We start from the raw sequence: 19,778 nt of genomic DNA on the forward strand, positions 1-19,778 counted from the left end.
CGCTGCACCGCGGCCTTGCCGTCCTGCGCCGCCTCCACCAGCTTCGCCATCTGCGCCAGCTGCGTCTCCGCGCCGACCCTCGTCGCCCGTACCAGCAGGCGGCCGCCCGCGTTCACCGTCGCGCCGATCACCGGGTCCCCGGCCCGCACCTCGACCGGCACCGACTCGCCGGTGACCAGGCTCTGGTCGATCGCCGACGCGCCGTCCACCACCACGCCGTCGGTGGCGACCTTCTCGCCCGGGCGGACCTCGAACTCGTCGCCGGCCACGAGCTGCTCGGCCGGGATCTCGCGCGGCACGCCGTCGCGGACCACGGTGACCGTCTTCGCGCCCAGCGACAGCAGCGAGCGCAGCGCGTCGCCCGCCCGGCGCTTCGCCCGCGCCTCCAGATAGCGCCCGGCCAGCAGGAACGTCGTCACCCCGGCGGCCGCCTCGAGATACACGGCGTCGCCGCCGCGGGCGGTCAGCGAGAACGGGTGGGTCATCCCGGGCGTGCCCGCGTCGCCGAGGAACAGCGCCCACACCGACCAGCCGAACGCCGCCAGCGTGCCGATCGACACCAGCGTGTCCATGGTCGCCGCGGCGTGCCGCAGGTTGAGCACCATCGCCCGGTGGAACGGCCACCCACCGTAGGCGACCACCGGCGCGGCCAGGGTCAGCGAAAGCCACTGCCAGTAGTCGAACTGCCAGGCCGGGACCATCGCGAGGACGATCACCGGCACGCTCAGCACGGCGGAGACGATCAGACGGGTACGCAGCGGGTCAGCCGGCGCCGCCGGGGGCGCTTCCTCCGACGGCACCGCGGCGGAATAGCCGGTCTTCTCCACCACGGCGATCAGGTCGTCGGCCGAGACCGTGGACGGCACCCGGGCGCGCGCCTTCTCCGTGGCGTAGTTCACGGTGGCGGTCACACCGTCGAGCCGATTGAGCTTCTTCTCGATGCGGTTGGCGCACGCCGTACACGTCATCCCGCCGATCTCGAGCTCGATCAACCGTTCCATACCCCCGAGCATACCCCTCGGGGGTACTAGTCAGCGATTGGACGAAGTCTTGACCAACGTGCGGATCTGCCGCAGCAGCACCGACAGCGCCGCCAGGTCGGCCGGCGACTCCTCGACGCTGCCCATCGCGTTGCCGGCCCGCGCGATCGAAGCGGCGTTGACCTGCTCCCACTCCGACACCCGGTCCTCCGGGGAGTCCTCGGCCGGCGTCGACTGCAGGACCTCGGAGGTGAGCCCGGCCAGCGCGGCGTACAGGTCGTAGCGCAGGGCCATCCGGGCCAGGGTCTGCCATCGGTCGTTGCGCGGCAATCTGGAGATCTGCGAGAGCAGCGCGTCGATCTGGAAGCGGCACGAGATCACGAAGTAGACCTTGGCCACCTCGATCGGCTCGCGTTCGGTGTGTTTCGCCACCTCGAGGATGTCGAAGAACCCGAAGGCGTAGACCACCCGGGCGACGCGCTCGGCGAGCTCCTCCGGAATGCCGAGGGCGGCCAGCCGCGCGACGTGGTTGTCCAGCGACTCGCGTTCGACGCCGACCAGCACGTTGGGCAGCTCGGGCAGCAGCGCGCCGACGCCCGGCCCGAGCCGCTCGATCTCACCGGCCACGTCGATCGGCGAGCGCCGGTTGCTGACCAGCCAGCGGGTTGCCCGGTCGAGCAGCCGCCGGGTCTCCAGATAGATCCTGACCTGCGCGTCGGTCGGCACCTCGTGGTCGAGCCGCTCGGCCGCCTCCCACAGCTTGCCGAGGCCGTAGACGTCGCGGACCACGACGTACGCCCGCATCACGTCCGCCGCCGACGCCCCGCTCTCCTCCATCGCGCGGAAGACGAACGACGTGCCGCCGCGGTTGACCACCTCGTTGACCAGCACCGTCGAGATGATTTCGCGGCGCAGCCGGTGCCCGGCCATCCGCGTGGCGAAGCGCTCGCGCAACGGCGTCGGAAAGTAGCGGGACAGCACGCCGGTCGTCCACGGCTCGTCGACCAGGCTGTCGGTCAGGATCGCGCGTTCCAGGTTGATCTTCACGTACGCGAGCAGCACCGCGAACTCCGGCGGTGTCAGCCCGTCGCCCGCCTCGTGCCGCGCGGCCAGCTCGTCGTCGGCCGGCAGCGCCTCCAGCTCGCGGTTGAGCTGCCCGGAGCGCTCCATCTCGGTCAGCATCCGGCGGTGCACCGGCAGCAGCGAGTGCGCCTGCGCGCGGGCGTTGCCCAGGGCGGTGGCCTGCTCGTAGTTGTCCCGCAGCACCAGCGCGGCGACCTCGTCGGTCATCGCGGCCAGCAGCTCGTCGCGCTCGGGCACGGTCAGCTCGCCGTCGGCCACCGCGGCGCCGAGCAGGATCTTGATGTTCACCTCGTGGTCGGAGCAGTCCACGCCGGCCGTGTTGTCGATGAAGTCGGTGAAGATCCGGCCGCCGGCGCGCGCGTACTCGATGCGTCCGCGCTGGGTGAGGCCCAGGTTGCCGCCCTCTCCGACCACCTTGACCCGCAGGTCGCGGCCGTTGACGCGAATAGCGTCGTTGGCCTTGTCGCCGACCTCGGCGTTGTTCTCGGCGGCCGCCTTCACATAGGTGCCGATGCCGCCGTTCCAGAGCAGGTCGACCGGGGCGAGCAGGATCGCGCGCATCAGCTCGGCCGGGCTCATCGACACCGGGCCGCCCGACGAGGCATCGCCGAGGCCGAGCGCCGCCCGCACCTCGGGCGAGATCGGGATCGACTTGGCGGTGCGCGGGAAGACGCCGCCGCCGGCGCTGATCTTCGAGCTGTCGTAGTCGGCCCAGGACGAGCGGGGCAGGGCGAACATGCGCTGCCGCTCGGCGAACGAGGTCGCCGCGTCCGGTGCCGGGTCGAGGAAGATGTGCCGGTGGTCGAAGGCGGCCACCAGCCGGATGTGCTCGCTCAGCAGCATCCCGTTGCCGAAGACGTCGCCGGACATGTCGCCGATGCCGACCACGGTGAAGTCCTGCGACTGGGTGTCCGTACCCATGTCCCTGAAGTGCTTCTTGACCGACTCCCACGCACCGCGCGCGGTGATCCCCATCTTCTTGTGGTCGTAGCCGGCCGAGCCGCCGGAGGCGAACGCGTCGCCCATCCAGAAGTCCTTGGCCACCGAGATCTCGTTCGCGATGTCGGAGAACGTGGCCGTGCCCTTGTCCGCCGCCACCACCAGGTAGGGGTCGTCGCCGTCGTGCCGGACGACGTCCCGCGGCGGCATGATCTTGCCGCTGAGGATGTTGTCCGTCACGTCCAGCATGGCGGTGATGAACTGGCGGTAACAGGTCACCGCCTCATCGCGGTCGCCCGGCTTCTGCTTGAGCACGAAGCCGCCTTTCGCACCCACCGGCACGATCACCGCGTTCTTCACCATCTGCGCCTTGACCAGGCCGAGGATCTCGGTGCGGAAGTCCTCACGGCGGTCCGACCAGCGCAGGCCGCCGCGGGCGACCGGGCCGAAGCGCAGGTGCACGCCCTCGAAGCGGGGTGAGTAGACGAAGATCTCGTACTTCGGGCGGGGCTGTGGCAGGTCGGGGATCGCCTGCGGGTCCAGCTTGAAGGCCACGTAGGACTTCGGGCGCTGGTCGGAGCCGCGCTGGAAGAAGCTGGTACGCAGGGTGGCCTGGATCAACGTCAGGTACGACCGCAGGATCCGGTCCTGATCGAGGCTGTCCACGGCGTCCAGCCGCTCGGTGATCCGCTCGGCGATCTCGACGGATTTCTTGGCCCGCTCCTGCTCGCCGATCACCAGCCGCGGCGCGAACCGCATCTCGAAGAGCTCCACCAGCAGCCGGGCGATCTCCGGATACGCGACGAACGTGGACTCGACATAGCGCTGCGAGAAGACGTTCCCGGTCTGGCGCTGATATTTCGCGTACGCGCGCAGCACGACCACCTGCCGCCAGGTCAGCCCGGCGCGCAGCACCAGCTCGTTGAACCCGTCCACCTCGGCCTCGCCGCGCCAGGTGGCGGCGAACGCGTTCTCCACCTGCGGCCGCACCTCGGACAGCTCGCGGTGCTCGGTGGGCGGCTGCAACCCGAAGTCGTAGAGGTAGACCGTGCCGTCGGGCCGGCGCACTTCGTACGGCCGCTCGTCGATCACCTGCACGCCCAGCGAATGCAGCACCGGCAGCACCGCGGACAGCATCATCGGCTCGCCGTACCGGTAGACCTTGAACCGCACGTCGAGGTCGTCCGGCTCAGGCTCGCCGCTCTGGCCGGTGTGCCGCTTGCGGTAGAGGTGCATCTCGAGCTGGCCCGGCTCCTCGAGAAGCTCCAGCTTGGCCAGGTCCTGCACCGCCTCGTAGGGGGTGTGCCCGTCCTTGTAACTGTCCGGGAAGGCGGTCGCGTACCTGCCGAACAGGTCCTTGGCCGGCTCCTCGCCCAGCTTGCGCTCCAGCACCAGGTCGAAGTCGTCGTCCCACAGCCGGGTCGCGTCGGCCAGCATCTCGGCCAGCTCGTTCGGATCCACCGCGCCGGGCGGATCGGCCGGGTCGGTACGCACCACGAAGTGCACCCGGGCGAGCATCCGCTCGGTCACCCGGGTGGTGTAGTCCACCCCGACCCCGTTCAGCTCGCGCAGCAGGATTTCCTGCATGGACAGCCGGTTCGCGGTGGTGAACCGGTCGCGGGGCAGGTAGATCAGGCACGAGATGAAGCGGCCATAGCCGTCGCGGCGCAGGAACAGCCGCAACTGGCGGCGCCCGGCCATCCGCAGCACGCCGACGACCGCCTCGTACAGGTCATCGGTCTTGATCTGAAAGAGCTCGTCCCTCGGGTACGTCTCGAGGATCTGCAACAGGTCCTTGCCCGAGTGGCCACGCGGCGAGAGGCCGGAGCGGTCCAGCACCTCCATCACCTTGCGCCGGACCACCGGCAGCTCGCGCACGCTCGTCCGGTACGCCGAACTTGAGAACAGCCCGAGGAAGCGCCGCTCGCCGACCACCTCGCCCCGGTCGTCGAACACCTTGACGCCGATGTAGTCCAGATAGGCCGACCGGTGCACGGTGGCCCGCGAGTTCGCCTTGGTGATCACCAGCAGCCGCTTCTCGAGGGCGCGCCGGTAGGCCTCCGGAGTCATCGAGGACAGCGCCCGCGGTGTGCCCTCGCCGCGCAGGATGCCGAGCCCGCTGCCCGGCACCGCGTGCAGCACATCGTCGTCCAGCCTGTACTCGCGATAGCCGAGGAACGTGAAGTGGTCGTGGGCGAGCCACTTGAGCAGCTCGATCGAGTCGGTGACGTCCTTGTCGGGCACCGGCAGCTTCGTCTCCGAGCCGCGCGCCGCGGCCAGCTCGTCGGAGATCACCAGCGCCCGCTGCCGCATCCGCGGCCAGTCCTCCACCGCGTCGCGCACGTCGGTGAGCACCCGCCGCACCTCGTTGTGCAGCTGCTCACGCGCCTCCGGGTCGCGGACCGGGTCGATCTCGATCCGGATCCAGCTCTCCACCAGGTCGCCGTCGATCGCGTCGTCCGGCTCGACGTCGGCCTCCACCTGGGCCAGCGCGCCCAGCGGCTCGCGGCGCACCACGATCAGCGGGTGCACCAGCAGGTGCACCTCGAGCTGATGGGCGGTGAGCAGGGCCGCGACCGAGTCGACCAGGAACGGCATGTCGTCGGTGACGATCGAGACGACCGTGTGCGGCTCGGCCGCGTCGGGCGCGCTGATGTCGAGTTTCAGCTGACCGGGCAGCCGCTCGGCGGCGAGGCTGCGATGCTCCAGCGCGGCCTCGTACATCTCATCGGGTGTGTAGCCGACCAGTTCCTCATCGGGCGCGAACCGCCAGAACCGGCTCACCAGCGCCGCGGTCACGTGGTCGTCGCCGGCCCGCGACACCGCCTCGGCGACCAGCCGCTCGGCGTTGGGCAACGGCTCGTCGAGCTCGCTGTCCTCGGACGCTCCCAGCCGGCCGGTCAGGGCGAGCCCGGGGCCCGGCACGAAGTCGATCTCGGATTCGGACTCGGTTGCTGCCTCGTCGGCGACAGCCATGCCTGGCACTCCCCTCAGCCCACCACTCTGTGGGCTAACGCGTCCCGCACAGCCTACGGCGTGGGTGCGGGGCGAATCCCGGCCCTCGGTCACGCCGAGGTCGCGAACGTGCCGATCCAAGGCCGAAATTTCGCCGCAGATCGCCCAGCTGCGGACATCGCATCAGACGAACCCGCTTGACCGTTCGCTAAGTTTCTCCGCGCTAGGGTCTGTCTCGTGGATCTCCCGGCAATCGCGGGTGATCGACGAGACGGACCCTGGTCTGCGATTCCGTTACCCCAGGAGGGAGAAGTGATGCGCCGCTACCCGCCACCCGCGGGCGGTCGTTTCACAACGGTCCGCCGTGCCGCCGCGGTGGCGGCGTCGTTCGTGCTGCTCGGCGCCTCGGTCGCCGCCTGTGGCGCGGACGGTCCCGGCGACACCCTCGACACCTTCCTTGCCGGCTGGAAGTCCGGTGACCTGTCCAAGGTCGGCTTCGTCGACGCGGCCGGTGGGGCGATGAAGCCGGCCGACGTCTACTCCGAGCTCACCGGTCTCGCCGGTGACCTGCCTCTCACCACGCTGGTGGTCAGCCGGGTCGGTGAGACCAAGGAGACCGGTGAGATCGCGACCAGCCCGATCAAGGTCGACTGGACGCTGCCGAACGGCTCGCCCTGGTCCTATGAGAGCTCCGTACGGATGACCAAGCGCGACAGCGACGGCTGGCGGGTCATCTGGGAGCCCACCATCGTGCACACCGAGCTGGCCAGCGGCGACCGGTTCGAGCTGCGCCGGGTGGCCGCCGAGCGGGCGACCATCCTGGACGCCGCGGGCAAGCCGATAGTGACCCCGCGCCCCGTCGTCACGATCGCGCTCGACCCGGCCCGCGTCACCGACGTCAAGGCGCTGACCACGGCCCTCACCGCCGCCTTCAAGAAGATCAAGGTGACGGTCGACCTCAGCAAGCTCAAGTCCCGCATCGACGACGCGCAGCCGGGCAGCCGGGTCGACCTGGTGACGCTGCGCCGCGAGGACTATCTCAAGATCAGGCCGCAGGTACGCCCGCTGCCGGGCACCATCTTCCCCGAGGCCACCCTCGACCTCGCCCCGACGCGGTCCTTCGCGCGCGCCCTGCTCGGCACCGTCGACCTGGCCACCCGTGAGGACATCGACGCCAGCCCCAACGCCGTCGCGCAGGGCGACCAGGTGGGGCACGGCGGGCTGCAGCAGCGCTACGACGCCAAGCTGCGCGGGACGCCGGGGCAGTCGGTGGTGATCGCCCGCAAGGCGCCGGACGGTTCGGTGTCGGCGCCGCAGGTCTACAGCACCGAGGCGGTGGCCGGCACGCCGGTCAAGACCACGATCGATTCGCGTACGCAGACCGCGGCGGACGCCGCCGTGGCCGCGGAGAAACAGCCGAGCGCCCTGGTCGCCGTCAAGGTCAGCGACTCGTCGGTCCTGGCGGTCTCCAACGGCCCCGACGGCGGCTCCGACAACGTGGCGCTGACCGGGCAGGTGCCGCCGGGCTCCACCTTCAAGATGGTGTCGACGCTGGGCCTGCTGCAGAAGAAGGCGGTCACGGCGGCCACGGTCGTCGATTGCCCGAGGACCAAGAAGGTAGGCGCGCGCGAGTTCAAGAACGCGCACAACATGGCGCTCGGCCGGGTGCCGTTCCACACCGACTTCGCGGAGTCGTGCAACACCGCATTCGTGAACGTGGCGCCCAAGCTCGGCGCGGACGGCCTGCAGGCGGCCGGCGCGGCGGTCGGCCTGGGCGGCCAGTGGGATATCGGGATGCCGGCCTTCAGCGGCAAGGTGTCACCCGGCGATTCGGCGGTGGAGCTGGCGGCGGCGAGCTTCGGGCAGGGCAAGACGGTGGTCAGCCCGGTGGCCATGGCGAGCGCGACGGCGGCGGTGGCGCGCGGCCGGTTCCAGCAGCCCAAGCTGGTGCTCGACCCGGCGCCGGCCGCACCGGCCGCGGACGGCCCGGCGATCGACCGGGCGGTGGTGGACCCGCTGCGCGCGATGATGCGCGAGGTCGTGACGACGGGTACGGGTACGGCGCTCAAGGACGTGCCGGGCGCGCCGGTCAGCGGCAAGACGGGAACGGCGGAGTTCCAGACGGGCTCGACCGACACGCACGCGTGGTTCATCGGCTGGCAGGGCGACGTGGCATTCGCGGTCATGGTCCAGAAGGGCGGCGCGGGCGCCGACACGGCAGTGCCGATCGTCGAGCGCTTCTTGACGGCCCTGAACAAGAAATAGGCGCCGCGGCCGCGCCGCCGCCTCCCCCACCCCGGCACTGGGTGGGCATGACTTCAGGGCCCGGGTGTGACAGTTTCGGGCCTTCGCCCACAGGCGGCCGCGGGAGGGCGTCAGGAGATGTCGGCCGGCTCTTCCGAGCCTGAGTCGAATGCCGGGCGCTGGGCCGGCAGAGAGAAGCGTGCGTCGGCCGCGCGTGGGCGCAGCATGCCGGGGCGGGTGGCCGGCAGCGGCTCGGAATCAAGCAGCGGCGCTGCGCCGAGCGGCCGCGGCACGATCGGCCGGCCGGGCTCGTCCGCTTCCGCGACGGGGGGTTCCGCCTCGTCGGGGGCGACCGGCTCTCCGCCGTCCGCCCTGGAGACGGCCGGGTCGTCGGCGGCCTGCTCGGGAGGTTCCGACTCCTGCGCTTCGGGTCCGGACTGCTCCAGCTGCGCCGGGTCGAACTCGCCCGGGAAAGCGTCGGCTTCCTCGACCGCGTGCAGCGTGGTGACGGGGACGGCTACCTCGCTCGGCGCACCTGGAAGATCCGACATCCCCGCGGCGGCCAGCGACACGCTCTCCGCCGCAGCCGCAGCGCGCCGCTTCTCGATCGACTCCGTCTCGTCGGCGGCCTCGGGCTCGCCGTCCGCCTGGCTGAAAGCGGCCTCGGCCTCGTCACCCGCCTGACTGAAAGCGGCCTCGCGCTCGTCGTCAGCCTCAGCAGAGGCATCGTCGGCATCCTCGTCGCCAAGGCCGTCGGAGCCATCGACCTGGCCGGCCGGAGCGGAACCGGCGGGCTCGTCACGGTCGAGCTCGTCCAAACCGCGCCCGTCAGAAGCGGACCCCTCGGAGGCGCGACCGCCAGACGAGGAGTCGTCCTGCCCGGGGCTAAGCGCCGAAGAGGCAGGGGTGGGCGCGTGGACGGCCTGGCCGGTCGCGATGGCCGCGGGGCTTGACAGGTCCTGGCGGGCCGCCACCAGGTCGGGGCGTGCGGCCACGTTGCGGACCGGGGTCAGGCCCGCCACCAGCGTCGAGGTGATCTCGTCGGCGTAGGAGCCGTCGTTGTCGTAATCCGGGTCGAAGACCGTGATCTCCACGCCCAGGCAGTGCGGCGTGTCCACCAGGCCGGCCAGCAACAACTCGAGCTCCGGGAACGCTATCCCGCCCGGCGACGGCGCATCCACCGCCGGCATCACCGCCGGGTCCAGCACGTCCATGTCGACGTGCACCCAGTAGCCCGCGCAATCCACCAGCTGGTCGCGGGCCCACTGCGCGCTGCGCGCCGCGCCCTCGGCCCGCAACGCCGGCACCGGCCGCGTCACGATGCCCGCCGCCTGGAGGTCGAGCCGATACTCGTCCTGGGCGCGGATCCCGAGCACCACCACGTCGACGTCGCGGAAATACGGCCGCCGGCCCTCGATCGCGGCCAGGTCGGGCTGCCCGCGGCCGGTGACCAGCGCCAGATCCTCGCCCGCCGCCGCACCGACGTACGACGCGTTGCCCGGGTGCCGGAAGTCGGAGTGCCCGTCCACGAAGACCAGCCCGATGCGCCCGCCGATGTCCTGCCCGAGGCGGTGCATCGCCAGCCCGGAGCCGAGCACGATCGAGCAGTCACCGCCCAGGATCACCGGGAACTCGCCGGCGTCGAGGATCCCGCCGATGCGGTCGGCCAGGCGGCGCGAGTAATTGGCGATCTGCTCCGCGTGGCACACGCCGTCGCCCGGCCGCCAGTCGCCCGGGTCGTACCGCGGCGGCGTCAGGCAGCCGGCGTCACGAGCGTGCAGCCGGTCGAGCAGTCCGTGGTCCCGCAGGGCCCCGGGCGCCTTGGCGCACCCCGGCACCGACGTCGCGGTCGGCGGGCGCAGACCGAGATTGGACGGTGCGTCCAGGATGGCGATGCGGCGCATGCGGGGCCTCCGGCCTAGAAGAGTGCGCGGGCGAGCGCGCGCCGGGCGTCGGACACCGCCGGATCATCCGGGCCGGCCACGGTGAACAGCGACAGCAGGTGCTTGCGCACCGCGTCGCGTTCCTCGCCGCTGGTCCGCTTGACCAGCTCGACCAGCCGCCGGTACGCGGACGGCGCCTCACCGCTGAGCACCTCGATGTCGGCGGCGAGCTGCTGGGCCGCCACGTCCTCGGGGTTCGCCGTCGCCTTGGCCAGCACGCCGGCCGCGTCCACCCCGCTCACCCGGCGGTACAGCTCCACCTGCGCCAGACCGGACTCGGCCGCGTGGTCCTGCGGCGACTCGGCCAGGATCTTCCGGTACGCCGCCTCGGCCTCGTCCAGATCACCGGTCATCAGCGCGTCGTCCGCGGCGTCGAGTCGCGGGTCCTCGGCCGGCGCCACGGCGATCCCGCCCGCCTTGAGCACCGCGTCGATGTACTGCTTGACCTGAGCCTCGGGCAGCACGCCGGTGAATCCCTCGACGAGCTGGCCGCCGACCACCGCGACCACCATCGGGATGCCCTGGACGCGCAGCGCCTGGGCGAGCCGCGGGTTGGCGTCGACGTCGACCTTGCCCAGCACCCAGCTGCCGCCGCCGGCCGCCGCCAGCTTCTCCAGCACCGGGGACAGCTGCTTGCACGGCTCGCACCAGTCGGCCCAGAAGTCGAGGATCACCGGCGTGCTCATCGACCGCTCGAGGACGGCCGACTGGAAGTTCGCCTCCGTCACCTCGATGACGGCGGCGCCGGGAGCACCAGCGGCACCGGGGACCCCGGCCGGCGGACCGGCCGCGGGGGCGCCCGGGGAAGCGGCGGCCGGCGCCGCGGATTTCGCCGGAGCGGGGCGCAGCGCGCTGAGATCGACCGCGCCGCGGGTGAAGATCGACGGAGTGCTCCGTGGGTCGCTCATGGTTCCCTAGTCTGTCACGCTGGGCAGGGCGTCCGCCGAGCCGCCGGGCAGGTGATATCGGACGTCACACGGGCACCCCGTCGAGGTAGGCGACGGCGCTGCGCTCCTGTCCGGCGCGCCACAGCCGGGCGGCGAGCGCGGGCTCGTCCGCGGGCCGCGTGACCTCGGCGAATCGCACCCGGTGGTCCCATTTCGGCAGCGGCGGGCCGAGCAGCACTCCGGTGGGCGCGTCCGGGCTCGTGGCGGCGTACAGGATCGGCAGGCTTCCCGAGGCGGCGCTGCGCGCGACGAGGGTCCGGACGATCGGCACGAGCGCCCGCGCGACGCTGCCCACGGTGTGCGTCATCATCGGCGTCCCGGCCACCCCGGGGTGCACGACCAGACTGCGGACCGGCTGCCCGGCCCGGCGCAGCCGCCGCTCCAGCTCGAGTCCGAAGAGGAGATCGGCGAGCTTGCTGGCGGCGTAGGCGCCCATCGGCGTGTAGCCCGCCCGGCCGGACATGTCGTCCAGCGGGAGGGCCTTGGCCCGCCGGTACAGGCTCGAGCTGACCGTCACACCCGGGCACCGCCGCGCAGGTGCGGCAGCAGCAGGCCGGTGAGCGCGAAGTGGCCCAGGAAGTTGGTGGCGAACTGGGACTCGACGCCCTGCGGGCTGAGCCGCCACGGGACGGCGCTGATCCCGGCGTTGTTGATCAGCAGGTCGAGAGGGCGGTCGCCCCAGTCCGCGGCGAAGGCGCGGACGGAGTCGAGATCTTCGGTGTCGAGAGCGCGGATGTGGACGCCGGCCGGGAACAGGCGCTCGGCCTTCGCCACGTTGCGCGCGGCCACCACGACGTCGGCGCCGCGGGCGGCCAGCTCACGGGCGACCACCAGCCCGAGGCCGCTGGTCGCCCCGGTGACCACCGCGGTGCGGCCGGTCTGATCGGGTATGTCATCGAAGGTCCAGGTCACTGGCATGGTCACGCCTCCACTCAGCGGATCATTTATCCGCTCGCCGCCACCGTAGCACGCAGCGGATGAGTTATCCTCTGGGTGTGTCCCTTCGCGCCGATTCCGCCCGTGTCCGTGAGCAGATGCTGCTCGCGGCCCGGCGCAGGATCGAGGGTGGCGACCTCGACCTGCCGCTGAACGCCGTGGCCAAGGACGCCGGCGTGGGCGTCGGCACGGTCTACCGGCACTTCCCCACCCGGCAGGAACTGCTCGAGGCGCTGGCCGCCGACAGCCTGGCGGAGCTGGCCGGCGCGGCCGAGCGTGCGGCGGAAGCGGCGGATGCCGGGGCGGCGCTGGGTGACTTCCTGGCCGCCGCGCTGAGCCGGCTCGACCGGGACCCCGCGCTGGCGCTGGTGCTCGGCGCGAGCGACGCGGCCTGCGACGACACCATGCGACGCAGCCGGGAACTGCTCGGCGCGCTCACCGGGCTGCTGGACCGGGCGCGGGCCGGCGGCGCTGTGCGGGCGGACGTGACCGCGGCCGATCTGCGCGCGCTGGTGTGCGGCGTGCACCACGCCGCCGAGGTGGCCGGCACCGGCGAGACCGGCCGCTACCTGCGCATCCTCCTCGACGGACTGAAACCCTAGAAGCGGGCCGGCTCGCGGTAGATGCCCCACTCCTGCTTGAGGGCGCCGCAGATCTCGCCCAGCGTGGCCTCCGCGCGGGCCGCCTCGAGCATCGGGACGATGAGGTTCTCCTCGGTGCGGGCCGCCTGCACGAGGGCCTGCAGCGCTGCTTCGACCCGTACCCCGTCGCGGTTGCCCTTGCGAGCCGAAAGCTCGCGCCGCTGCTCCACCTCGACCTCGTGCGAGACGCGCAGAATTTCGAGCTCCTTGGCGACCGTGCCGGTGTGCGCGTTGACCCCGACGATCTTCTTGTCGCCCTTTTCCAGCGCCTGCTGGTAGACGAAGGCGGCCTCCGCGATGTTGGCGGTGAACCAGCCGTCCTCGATGCCGCGCAGAATGCCGGCCGTCATCGATCCGTCCTCACCGAGCGACCGGATCTGCGTGAATATCTCCTCCGCCTCGGCCTCGATGCGGTCGGTGAGCTCCTCTAGGTACCAGGACCCGCCGAGCGGATCGGCCACGTTCACGACCCCGGTCTCCTCCATCAGGACCTGCTGGGTACGCAAGGCGATCTCGGCCGACTCGTCGGTGGGCAGCGCGAGCGTCTCGTCCAGCGCGTTGGTGTGCAGCGAGTTGGTCCCGCCGAGCACCGCCGCCAGGGCCTCCACCGCGGTACGCACGACGTTGTTGACCGGCTGCTGCGCGGTCAGCGACACCCCGGCGGTCTGCGTGTGGAACTTGAGCCACAACGCCTTCTCACTGGTCGCCCCGTAGTCGTCGCGCAGGTGTCGCGCCCAGATCCGCCGGGCCGCCCGGAACTTAGCGATCTCCTCGAAGAAGTCGATGTGCGCGTCGAAGAAGAACGACAGCCCCGGCGCGAACCGGTTGACGTCGAGCCCCCGGCTGAGCCCGAGCTCGACGTACCCGAAGCCGTCCGCCAGGGTGTACGCGAGCTCCTGCGCGGCCGTCGAGCCGGCCTCCCGGATGTGGTAGCCACTGACCGACAGCGGCTTGTACCGCGGGATCTCCGCCGCGCAATACTCCATCAGGTCGCCGATCAGGCGCAGGTGGGGGTCGGGCGGGAAGAGCCACTCCTTCTGCGCGATGTACTCCTTGAAGATGTCGGTCTGCAGCGTGCCGTCCAAGCGGGACAGATCCGCGCCCTGCCGCTCGGCCGCCACCAGATACATCACGAAGACCGGCACCGCCGGGCCGGAGATGGTCATGCTCGTGGTGACGTCGGCCAGGTTGATCCCGTCGAACAGCACGTCCATGTCGGCGGCCGAGTCGATCGCCACGCCGCAGTGGCCGACCTCGCCGAGCGACTGCGGCTCGTCGGAGTCGCGGCCCATCAGCGTCGGCATGTCGAAGGCCACGCTCAGCCCACCGCCGCCGGCGGCCAGGATCATCTTGTAGCGTTCGTTGGTCTGCCGCGCGTTGCCGAAGCCCGCGAACTGGCGGATGGTCCAGGTGCGTCCGCGATATCCGGTCGGATAGAGACCCCTGGTGTACGGGTACTCGCCCGGCCAGCCGATCCGCTCGAATCCGTCGTACCCGCCGCGCGGACCGTAGACCGGCTCGACCGGCATGCCGGACAGCGTGGTGAAGTCGGCGTCCCGCTTGCGGGCGGCGTCGTAGCGTTGCTGCCAGCGCTCACGGCCGGCGGCGATGTCGGCTTCATCCATGCCGCCCATCCTAGAGGCATTCACTGAACGATCACTAAGGTGCGGACATGACATTCCGGTTGTCGACGAAGGGACCGTTCTCGCTTGCCGAGGCCGCCCGCTGGCAGGGGACCTTTCCGGGCGCCCAAGCAGGCGACGGCTTGGAGCTGGCATTCCCGGCCGACGGCACCTGGCAGACGGTGGGCGTGCGGATCGACGACGACCTGACCGGCCACGTCACCGCCGATCCCGGCCGGCTCGGCGAGGCGGAGATCAAGACGCACGTCGAGCGCATCCTCTCGCTGGACGTCGACGGCCGGGGCTTCGCCAAGATCGAGGATGACGTGGTCGCCGACCTCCGGCGCCGGTTCCCCGGTCTGCGGCCGGTGCTGTTCGCCAGCGCGTACGAGGCGGCGGCCTGGGCCCTGCTCACCCACCGGATCTCGATGGTGCAGGGCGGGGCGCTGCGCCGGCGGCTGTGCGAGGAGCTGGGCGAGAAGGCGGGCTCGCTGCACGCCTTCCCGGCGCCGGAACGGCTGGCCACGCTCGATCCGATGCCCGGCATGACGATCCGCAAGGTGGAGAACCTGCGGGCACTGGGCGAGGCGGCCGCCGCCGGCGATCTCGACGTCGACCTGCTGCGCGACATGTCCGTCGAGCAGGCGCTCACCCACCTCAAGAAGCTGCCGGGCATCGGGCCGTTCTCGGCCGAGCTGATCCTGTACCGCGGGGTCGGCGTGGTCGACCTGTTCCCGCGCGAGACACCGCGGATCCACCGGGCGATGGCCGAGCTCTACGACCTCGGGCCCGAGCCCGCGCTGCCGCAGCTGGAGGCGATCGCCCGTGGCTGGCAGCCGTACCGCGGCTGGGTGGCGTTCCTGCTGCGCAACGCCGTTTGAAAGCGCCCATCGGCGTTCACAACCGGTGGTCGACGATCCAGGCCTGGGGGTTTCCCTTGCGGTAGAGCATCCGCATCATGGCCGGCATCATCGCGTCGCGGATCGCCGCGCCGATCGGGCCGGCCGCCTTGCCGCTGCCGTTGCGCCGGCCCGCCGCGACCACCTTCTGCACCCGCTTGCGACGCATCTGCTCGTAGTCGGCCAGCCCGTCCGCGATCGACGACGACGAGGCCAGGCAGCGGCCGAGCGTCACCGCGTCCTCGATCGCCATCGACGCGCCCTGCCCCGAGGACGGGGAGGCGGCGTGCGCGGCGTCGCCGAGCAGCACCGTGCGGTCGTCGTGCCAGACCGGCACCCGCGGCAGGTCGTAGGTGTTCCACGGACCCAGCACCTCGGGCGTCGCCCGGATGATCGCGGCGGCCGGGGTGGCGTCGCCCGCGAACAGGTCGATCATCGTCTGCCGGTAGCCCGCGGGCGGCGCTCCGGTGTGCGGGCGCTTCGCGGGCGGGTTCGCGAACCACCACGCCGAGCCGGCGGGATCCAGGCTCCAACCGAAGAAGCTGCGCCGCCCGAACGTCATGTGCACCACCCCGGGCGTGGGGTCCAGATCGGCGTCGATCGGCCCGGCGGTGAAGCCGGCCACGTTCAGCACGCCGAGATAGCGCGGCCCGGGTGCGCCGGGGTCCAGGATCTTCCGCGTACGCGAGTGCAGCCCGTCCGCGCCGACGACCAGATCGCCGGCCGCCCGGTCACCGTTGGCGAACGTGGCGACGCCGCCGTCCAGCCCGGCCAGCTTGTGGCCGTACCGGATCGGGATGCCGTCCTCGACCGCCGCCGCGCGCAGCGCCGCGTACAGGTCCCCGCGCCGGATGGTCGTGGTGGTGGTCCCGTCGGTTCCGCTGCCGCCCAGCGGCAGGTCGGCCAGGTGCCGGCCGGCGCCGTTGCCCAGCAGCAGGCGCGGCGTCGGGTACCCGGCCGCCATCACCTCGGCCGGGTCGAGCCCGAGCAACCGCAACGCCGCCAGCCCGTTCTCCGCCAGGGTCAGGAAGGCGCCGCGCTCGTCGGCGTCCTCGGCCCGGGCCTCGTGGATCTCCGGCTCCCAGCCGGCGCGGTGCAGCGCGATCGCCGCGACCGTCCCGGCGATGCCGCCGCCGATGACAACTGCTGTCTTAGTCATAAGGTGACTATGCATCCCATGACTATCGACCACAACCCTGAGATCACCCCTAGGCTGACCCCCATGACGACCGCCGGTGCGCGCCGATCACCACTGTCCGTGGTGCTTCTCGCGCTGCTCGCCGAGGACGCGATGCACCCGTACCGGATGCAGCAGATGATCAAGGAGCGCGGCCAGGACCAGCTGGTCAACGTGGCCCAGCGCAACAGCGTCTACCAGGCGCTGGACCGGCTGGTGCGGGACGGCCTGGCCCGGCCGGCCGGCACCGACCGCGACGGCGGGCGGCCGGAGCGCACCACCTACCGGATCACCACCGAGGGGCGGGAGACGCTGCGCCGCTGGGTGCTCGACATGCTGCCGGTGCCGGCCCGCGAGTTCCCGGTCTTCCCGGTCGCCCTGGCGTTCCTGGCGATCCTCAGCCCGGCCGAGGTCCGCACCGAGCTTGCCCGCCGCATCGAGGAGCAGGAGAAACAGCTGTCCTCGATCGAGCTGCAGGCGCCGCCGGGGCTGCCGCGGCTCTTCCTGATCGAGGACGAGTATCGGGCCGCGATGCTGCGCGCCGAGATCGACTGGCTGCGCGCGTTGGTCGCCGACCTGGCCGAGGGCCGGATCGCCTGGGATCAGGCGCTGGTGCTGGAGACGCTACAGCGTTTTCAGTAGCTCCTCGGCGGCCGCGTACGGGTCCAGCTCACCGGCGGCGACCCGGCCGGCGAGCGCGCTCAGCGGCGTACCCTCCCGCAGTGAACCCATCCGGGCCCGCAGCGTGCCCAGCGCGATCGCCTCGACCTCGACGGCGGCCCGCTTCTCGCGGCGCACCGTCAGCTGCCCCGAGTCCGTCATCCACGCGCGGTGCTTCTCGATCGCGGCGACGACGTCGTCGATGCCCTCGTTGCGCACCGCCACCGCCCGCACCACCTGCGGCCGCCACTCGCCGGGCCCGCGCTCGCCCAGCGCCAGCATCCCCTGGATGTCACGGTACGTGTTGTCGACCCCCGGCCGGTCCGCCTTGTTGATGACGAAGACGTCGGCGATCTCGAGGATGCCCGCCTTCACCGCCTGGATCGCGTCACCCATCCCGGGGGCGACCAGCACCAGCGTGGTGTCGGCGAGCGACGCGATCTCGACCTCGGCCTGCCCCACGCCGACCGTCTCGACGAGCACCACGTCGCAGCCGGCGCCCTCGAGGATCCGGACCGCCTGGGGCGTCGCCGCGGCCAGGCCGCCGAGCTGACCCCGGCTGGACATCGAGCGGATGTAGACCCCCGGGTCACCGGTGTGCTCCTGCATCCGGATCCGGTCGCCGAGGATCGCGCCGCCGGTGAACGGGCTGGACGGGTCGACGGCCAGCACGCCCACCCGGCGGCCGGCCGCACGCAGCGCCCGGACCAGCTCGTTGGTGGTGGTCGACTTGCCCACCCCGGGCGCACCGGTGAGCCCGACCACCTGGGCCGACCCGGCGTACGGGGCCAGCGCGGCGGCCACCTCGGGCAGCTCGGGCGCGCCGTCCTCCACGAGGCTGATCAGCCGGGCCACGGCACGCGCCTCGCCCGCGCGCGCCCGCTCGATCAGCGTGGGGATGTCCCTCACTCTTGCGGCCTCACGCGGCAGGCACCTTGATGATCAATGCGTCGCCCTGGCCGCCTCCGCCGCACAACCCGGCAGCGCCGAGACCGCCGCCGCGCCGGCGCAGCTCGAGCGCCAGGGTCAGCACCAGCCGTGCGCCGGACATGCCGATCGGGTGGCCCAGCGCGATCGCGCCGCCGTTCACGTTCACCATGTCCTCGTCCACCTTGAGCTCCCGCATCGACTGCAGGACCACCTGGGCGAAGGCCTCGTTGATCTCGATCAGGTCGAGCTCCTCGACGGTGAGCGAGGCCCGGCTGAGCGCCTTCTTGATCGCGTTGGCCGGCTGGGACTGCAGCGAGTTGTCCGGCCCGGCCACCGTCCCGTACGAGACGATCTCGGCGATCCAGCTCAGGCCCAGCTCCTCGGCCTTGGCCCGGCTCATCACCACGACCGCGGCGGCGCCGTCCGAGATCGGCGATGCGCTGCCCGCGGTGATCGTGCCGTCCTTGGTGAAGGCCGGGCGCAGCCGGCCGAGCGACTCCGCGGTCGCGTCCGGCCGGACCCCCTCGTCGGTGTCGACGACCTTGTCGGCGTCGCGCTGCCCGACCTTGATCGGCACGATCTCCTCGGCGAAGTGGCCGTTGCGCTGCGCCGCGGCGGCCCGCTGGTGGCTGAGCGCGGCGAAGGCGTCCTGCTCGGCGCGGGTGATGCCGAGTTTCGCGCCGCTGAGCTCGGTGGACTCGCCCATCGACACGCCGTCCCACGGGTCCGACAGGCCGTCCATGGCGGTGTGGTCGCGCACCAGCACGTCGCCGAACTTGCTGCCCTGGCGGTGGTTCATCAGCAGGTGCGGCGCCAGCGTCATCGACTCCATGCCGCCGGCCACCACGATGTCGAACTCGCCGGCCCGGATCAGCTGGTCGGCCAGCGCGATCGCGTCCATCCCGGAGAGGCAGACCTTGTTGACGGTCAGCGCCGGGGTGGTCATCGGGATGCCGGCGGCGACCGCGGCCTGCCGGGCGGTGATCTGCCCCGCGCCGGCCTGCAGCACCTGGCCCATGATCACGTACTCCACCTGGTCGGGCCGGACGCCGCCGCGCTCGAGCGCACCGGCGATGGCGTGGCCGCCGAGCGCCGTGCCGGGCAGGTTCTTCAGATTCCCTAGCAGACGACCCATCGGGGTACGCGCGCCACTGACGATGACCGAGCTGGCCACTGGTCCTCCCTGAACGATGGCCGGACTTAACGAAGGTTCAGGGTGCCAGACTATCCGGCATGGCAGAGCTTCCCCTCGTCGGATTGTGTCGCATCGACCACGTCGGCGTCGCGGTCCGGGACCTCGACGAGGCCATCGCGTTCTACGCCGAGACCTTCGGCCTCGAGTGCGTGCATCAGGAGACCAACGACGAGCAGGGGGTACGCGAGGCGATGCTGGCCGTCGGCGACGACCCCGACGGCCCGCGCATCCAGCTGCTCGCCCCGGCGCGGCCGGACTCGGCGATCGCCAAGTTCCTCGACCGCAACGGCCCTGGCCTGCAACAGCTGGCGTACACGGTGCGCGACGTCGAGGCGAGCAGCGCGGCCCTGCGAGAGCGCGGCCTGCGCCTGCTCTACGACACCCCGCGGCGCGGCACCGGCGGCTCGCTGATCAACTTCGTGCACCCCAAGGACGCCGGCGGCGTCCTGATGGAATTGGTCCAGCCTGCCTTTTTAGTACCTCTTGCGGATGAAAAGTCCTGACGGCACCCGCGTGGCCTGGCAGGATCGTGCCCATAGAGGAGCACCGAACGGCCATCCTGATGGGACGATCCACGGTCAAACCCTGACACAGCAGGTGAGGCCGCAGCAGTGGCCGTGGTCGGGC

14 protein-coding genes and 1 pseudogene are annotated in these 19,778 nt (G+C 71.7%); 5 read left to right on the top strand and 10 right to left on the bottom strand.

Going from position 1 to position 19,778, the window contains the following annotated elements; genetic code table 11:
• On the bottom strand, positions 1-1,001 hold a 1,001-nt coding region (locus AB0M20_RS00005), incomplete at its 3' end, for a cation transporter (protein ID WP_364291149.1).
• A gap of 30 nt (positions 1,002-1,031) precedes the next feature.
• Complete coding sequence (locus tag AB0M20_RS00010) at positions 1,032-5,978, bottom strand: NAD-glutamate dehydrogenase (RefSeq protein ID WP_364291152.1); 4,947 nt, start codon at positions 5,976-5,978, stop codon at positions 1,032-1,034.
• A gap of 294 nt (positions 5,979-6,272) precedes the next feature.
• On the opposite strand from AB0M20_RS00010, the gene AB0M20_RS00015 reads away from it, so the two are divergent.
• Positions 6,273-8,222 carry a penicillin-binding transpeptidase domain-containing protein gene (locus AB0M20_RS00015; protein WP_364291155.1) on the top strand — a complete coding sequence of 650 codons (1,950 nt, stop codon included), beginning with the start codon at positions 6,273-6,275 and terminating at the stop codon, positions 8,220-8,222.
• Positions 8,223-9,202: 980 nt separating this feature from the next.
• On the opposite strand, the pseudogene AB0M20_RS00020 reads toward AB0M20_RS00015, so the two are convergent.
• The 4 genes and pseudogenes from AB0M20_RS00020 to AB0M20_RS00035 all read right to left on the bottom strand — a co-directional run.
• A pseudogene (locus AB0M20_RS00020) lies at positions 9,203-10,105 on the bottom strand (arginase family protein); the annotation flags it as partial.
• Positions 10,106-10,119: 14 nt separating this feature from the next.
• Entirely contained in the window at positions 10,120-11,052 is a 933-nt protein-coding gene (locus AB0M20_RS00025) for a tetratricopeptide repeat protein (RefSeq protein ID WP_364291158.1), read from the bottom strand.
• A gap of 64 nt (positions 11,053-11,116) precedes the next feature.
• Entirely contained in the window at positions 11,117-11,608 is a 492-nt protein-coding gene (locus AB0M20_RS00030) for a hypothetical protein (protein ID WP_364291161.1), read from the bottom strand.
• Positions 11,605-12,009, bottom strand: coding sequence for an SDR family NAD(P)-dependent oxidoreductase (locus tag AB0M20_RS00035; RefSeq protein WP_364291235.1), 405 nt, complete (start codon positions 12,007-12,009; stop codon positions 11,605-11,607). Before AB0M20_RS00035 ends, AB0M20_RS00030 begins: the two co-directional genes overlap by 4 nt.
• Positions 12,010-12,068: 59 nt before the next feature.
• On the opposite strand from AB0M20_RS00035, the gene AB0M20_RS00040 reads away from it, so the two are divergent.
• The gene (locus AB0M20_RS00040; protein WP_364291164.1) at positions 12,069-12,629 is read left to right on the top strand and encodes a helix-turn-helix domain-containing protein; all 561 of its coding nucleotides are present in this window, start codon (positions 12,069-12,071) and stop codon (positions 12,627-12,629) included.
• Here AB0M20_RS00040 and AB0M20_RS00045 read toward each other — a convergent pair.
• On the bottom strand, positions 12,626-14,293 hold the full coding sequence (locus AB0M20_RS00045; RefSeq protein ID WP_364291167.1) for a methylmalonyl-CoA mutase family protein: 1,668 nt from the start codon (positions 14,291-14,293) through the stop codon (positions 12,626-12,628). The genes AB0M20_RS00040 and AB0M20_RS00045 overlap by 4 nt on opposite strands.
• 47 nt (positions 14,294-14,340) lie before the next feature.
• Between AB0M20_RS00045 and AB0M20_RS00050 the strand changes: the two genes are divergently transcribed.
• Complete coding sequence (locus AB0M20_RS00050; protein WP_364291170.1) at positions 14,341-15,171, top strand: hypothetical protein; 831 nt, start codon at positions 14,341-14,343, stop codon at positions 15,169-15,171.
• Between the two features lie 16 nt (positions 15,172-15,187).
• Here the strand turns inward: AB0M20_RS00050 and AB0M20_RS00055 are convergent, their stop codons facing one another.
• A complete protein-coding gene (locus AB0M20_RS00055; RefSeq protein ID WP_364291173.1) occupies positions 15,188-16,348 on the bottom strand; it encodes an NAD(P)/FAD-dependent oxidoreductase in 1,161 nt (386 codons plus the stop codon).
• Positions 16,349-16,411: 63 nt separating this feature from the next.
• Between AB0M20_RS00055 and AB0M20_RS00060 the strand changes: the two genes are divergently transcribed.
• On the top strand, positions 16,412-17,008 hold the full coding sequence (locus tag AB0M20_RS00060; RefSeq protein WP_364291176.1) for a PadR family transcriptional regulator: 597 nt from the start codon (positions 16,412-16,414) through the stop codon (positions 17,006-17,008).
• Here AB0M20_RS00060 and meaB read toward each other — a convergent pair.
• The gene (gene meaB, locus AB0M20_RS00065) at positions 16,991-17,956 is read right to left on the bottom strand and encodes a methylmalonyl Co-A mutase-associated GTPase MeaB (protein WP_364291238.1); all 966 of its coding nucleotides are present in this window, start codon (positions 17,954-17,956) and stop codon (positions 16,991-16,993) included. The two genes, AB0M20_RS00060 and meaB, sit on opposite strands and share 18 nt — an antisense overlap.
• Positions 17,946-19,130 carry an acetyl-CoA C-acetyltransferase gene (locus tag AB0M20_RS00070; protein ID WP_364291179.1) on the bottom strand — a complete coding sequence of 395 codons (1,185 nt, stop codon included), beginning with the start codon at positions 19,128-19,130 and terminating at the stop codon, positions 17,946-17,948. The genes meaB and AB0M20_RS00070 overlap by 11 nt, the downstream gene beginning before the upstream one ends.
• A 59-nt stretch (positions 19,131-19,189) precedes the next feature.
• Here AB0M20_RS00070 and mce point away from each other — a divergent pair, with 59 nt between their 5' ends.
• Positions 19,190-19,654: a methylmalonyl-CoA epimerase gene (gene mce, locus AB0M20_RS00075; protein WP_364291182.1), complete on the top strand. Its 465-nt coding sequence runs from the start codon at positions 19,190-19,192 to the stop codon at positions 19,652-19,654.
• Positions 19,655-19,778: the final 124 nt, after the last annotated feature.

This window comes from Actinoplanes sp. NPDC051633, from assembly GCF_040681735.1.
In the GTDB taxonomy this organism is placed as follows: domain Bacteria; phylum Actinomycetota; class Actinomycetes; order Mycobacteriales; family Micromonosporaceae; genus Actinoplanes.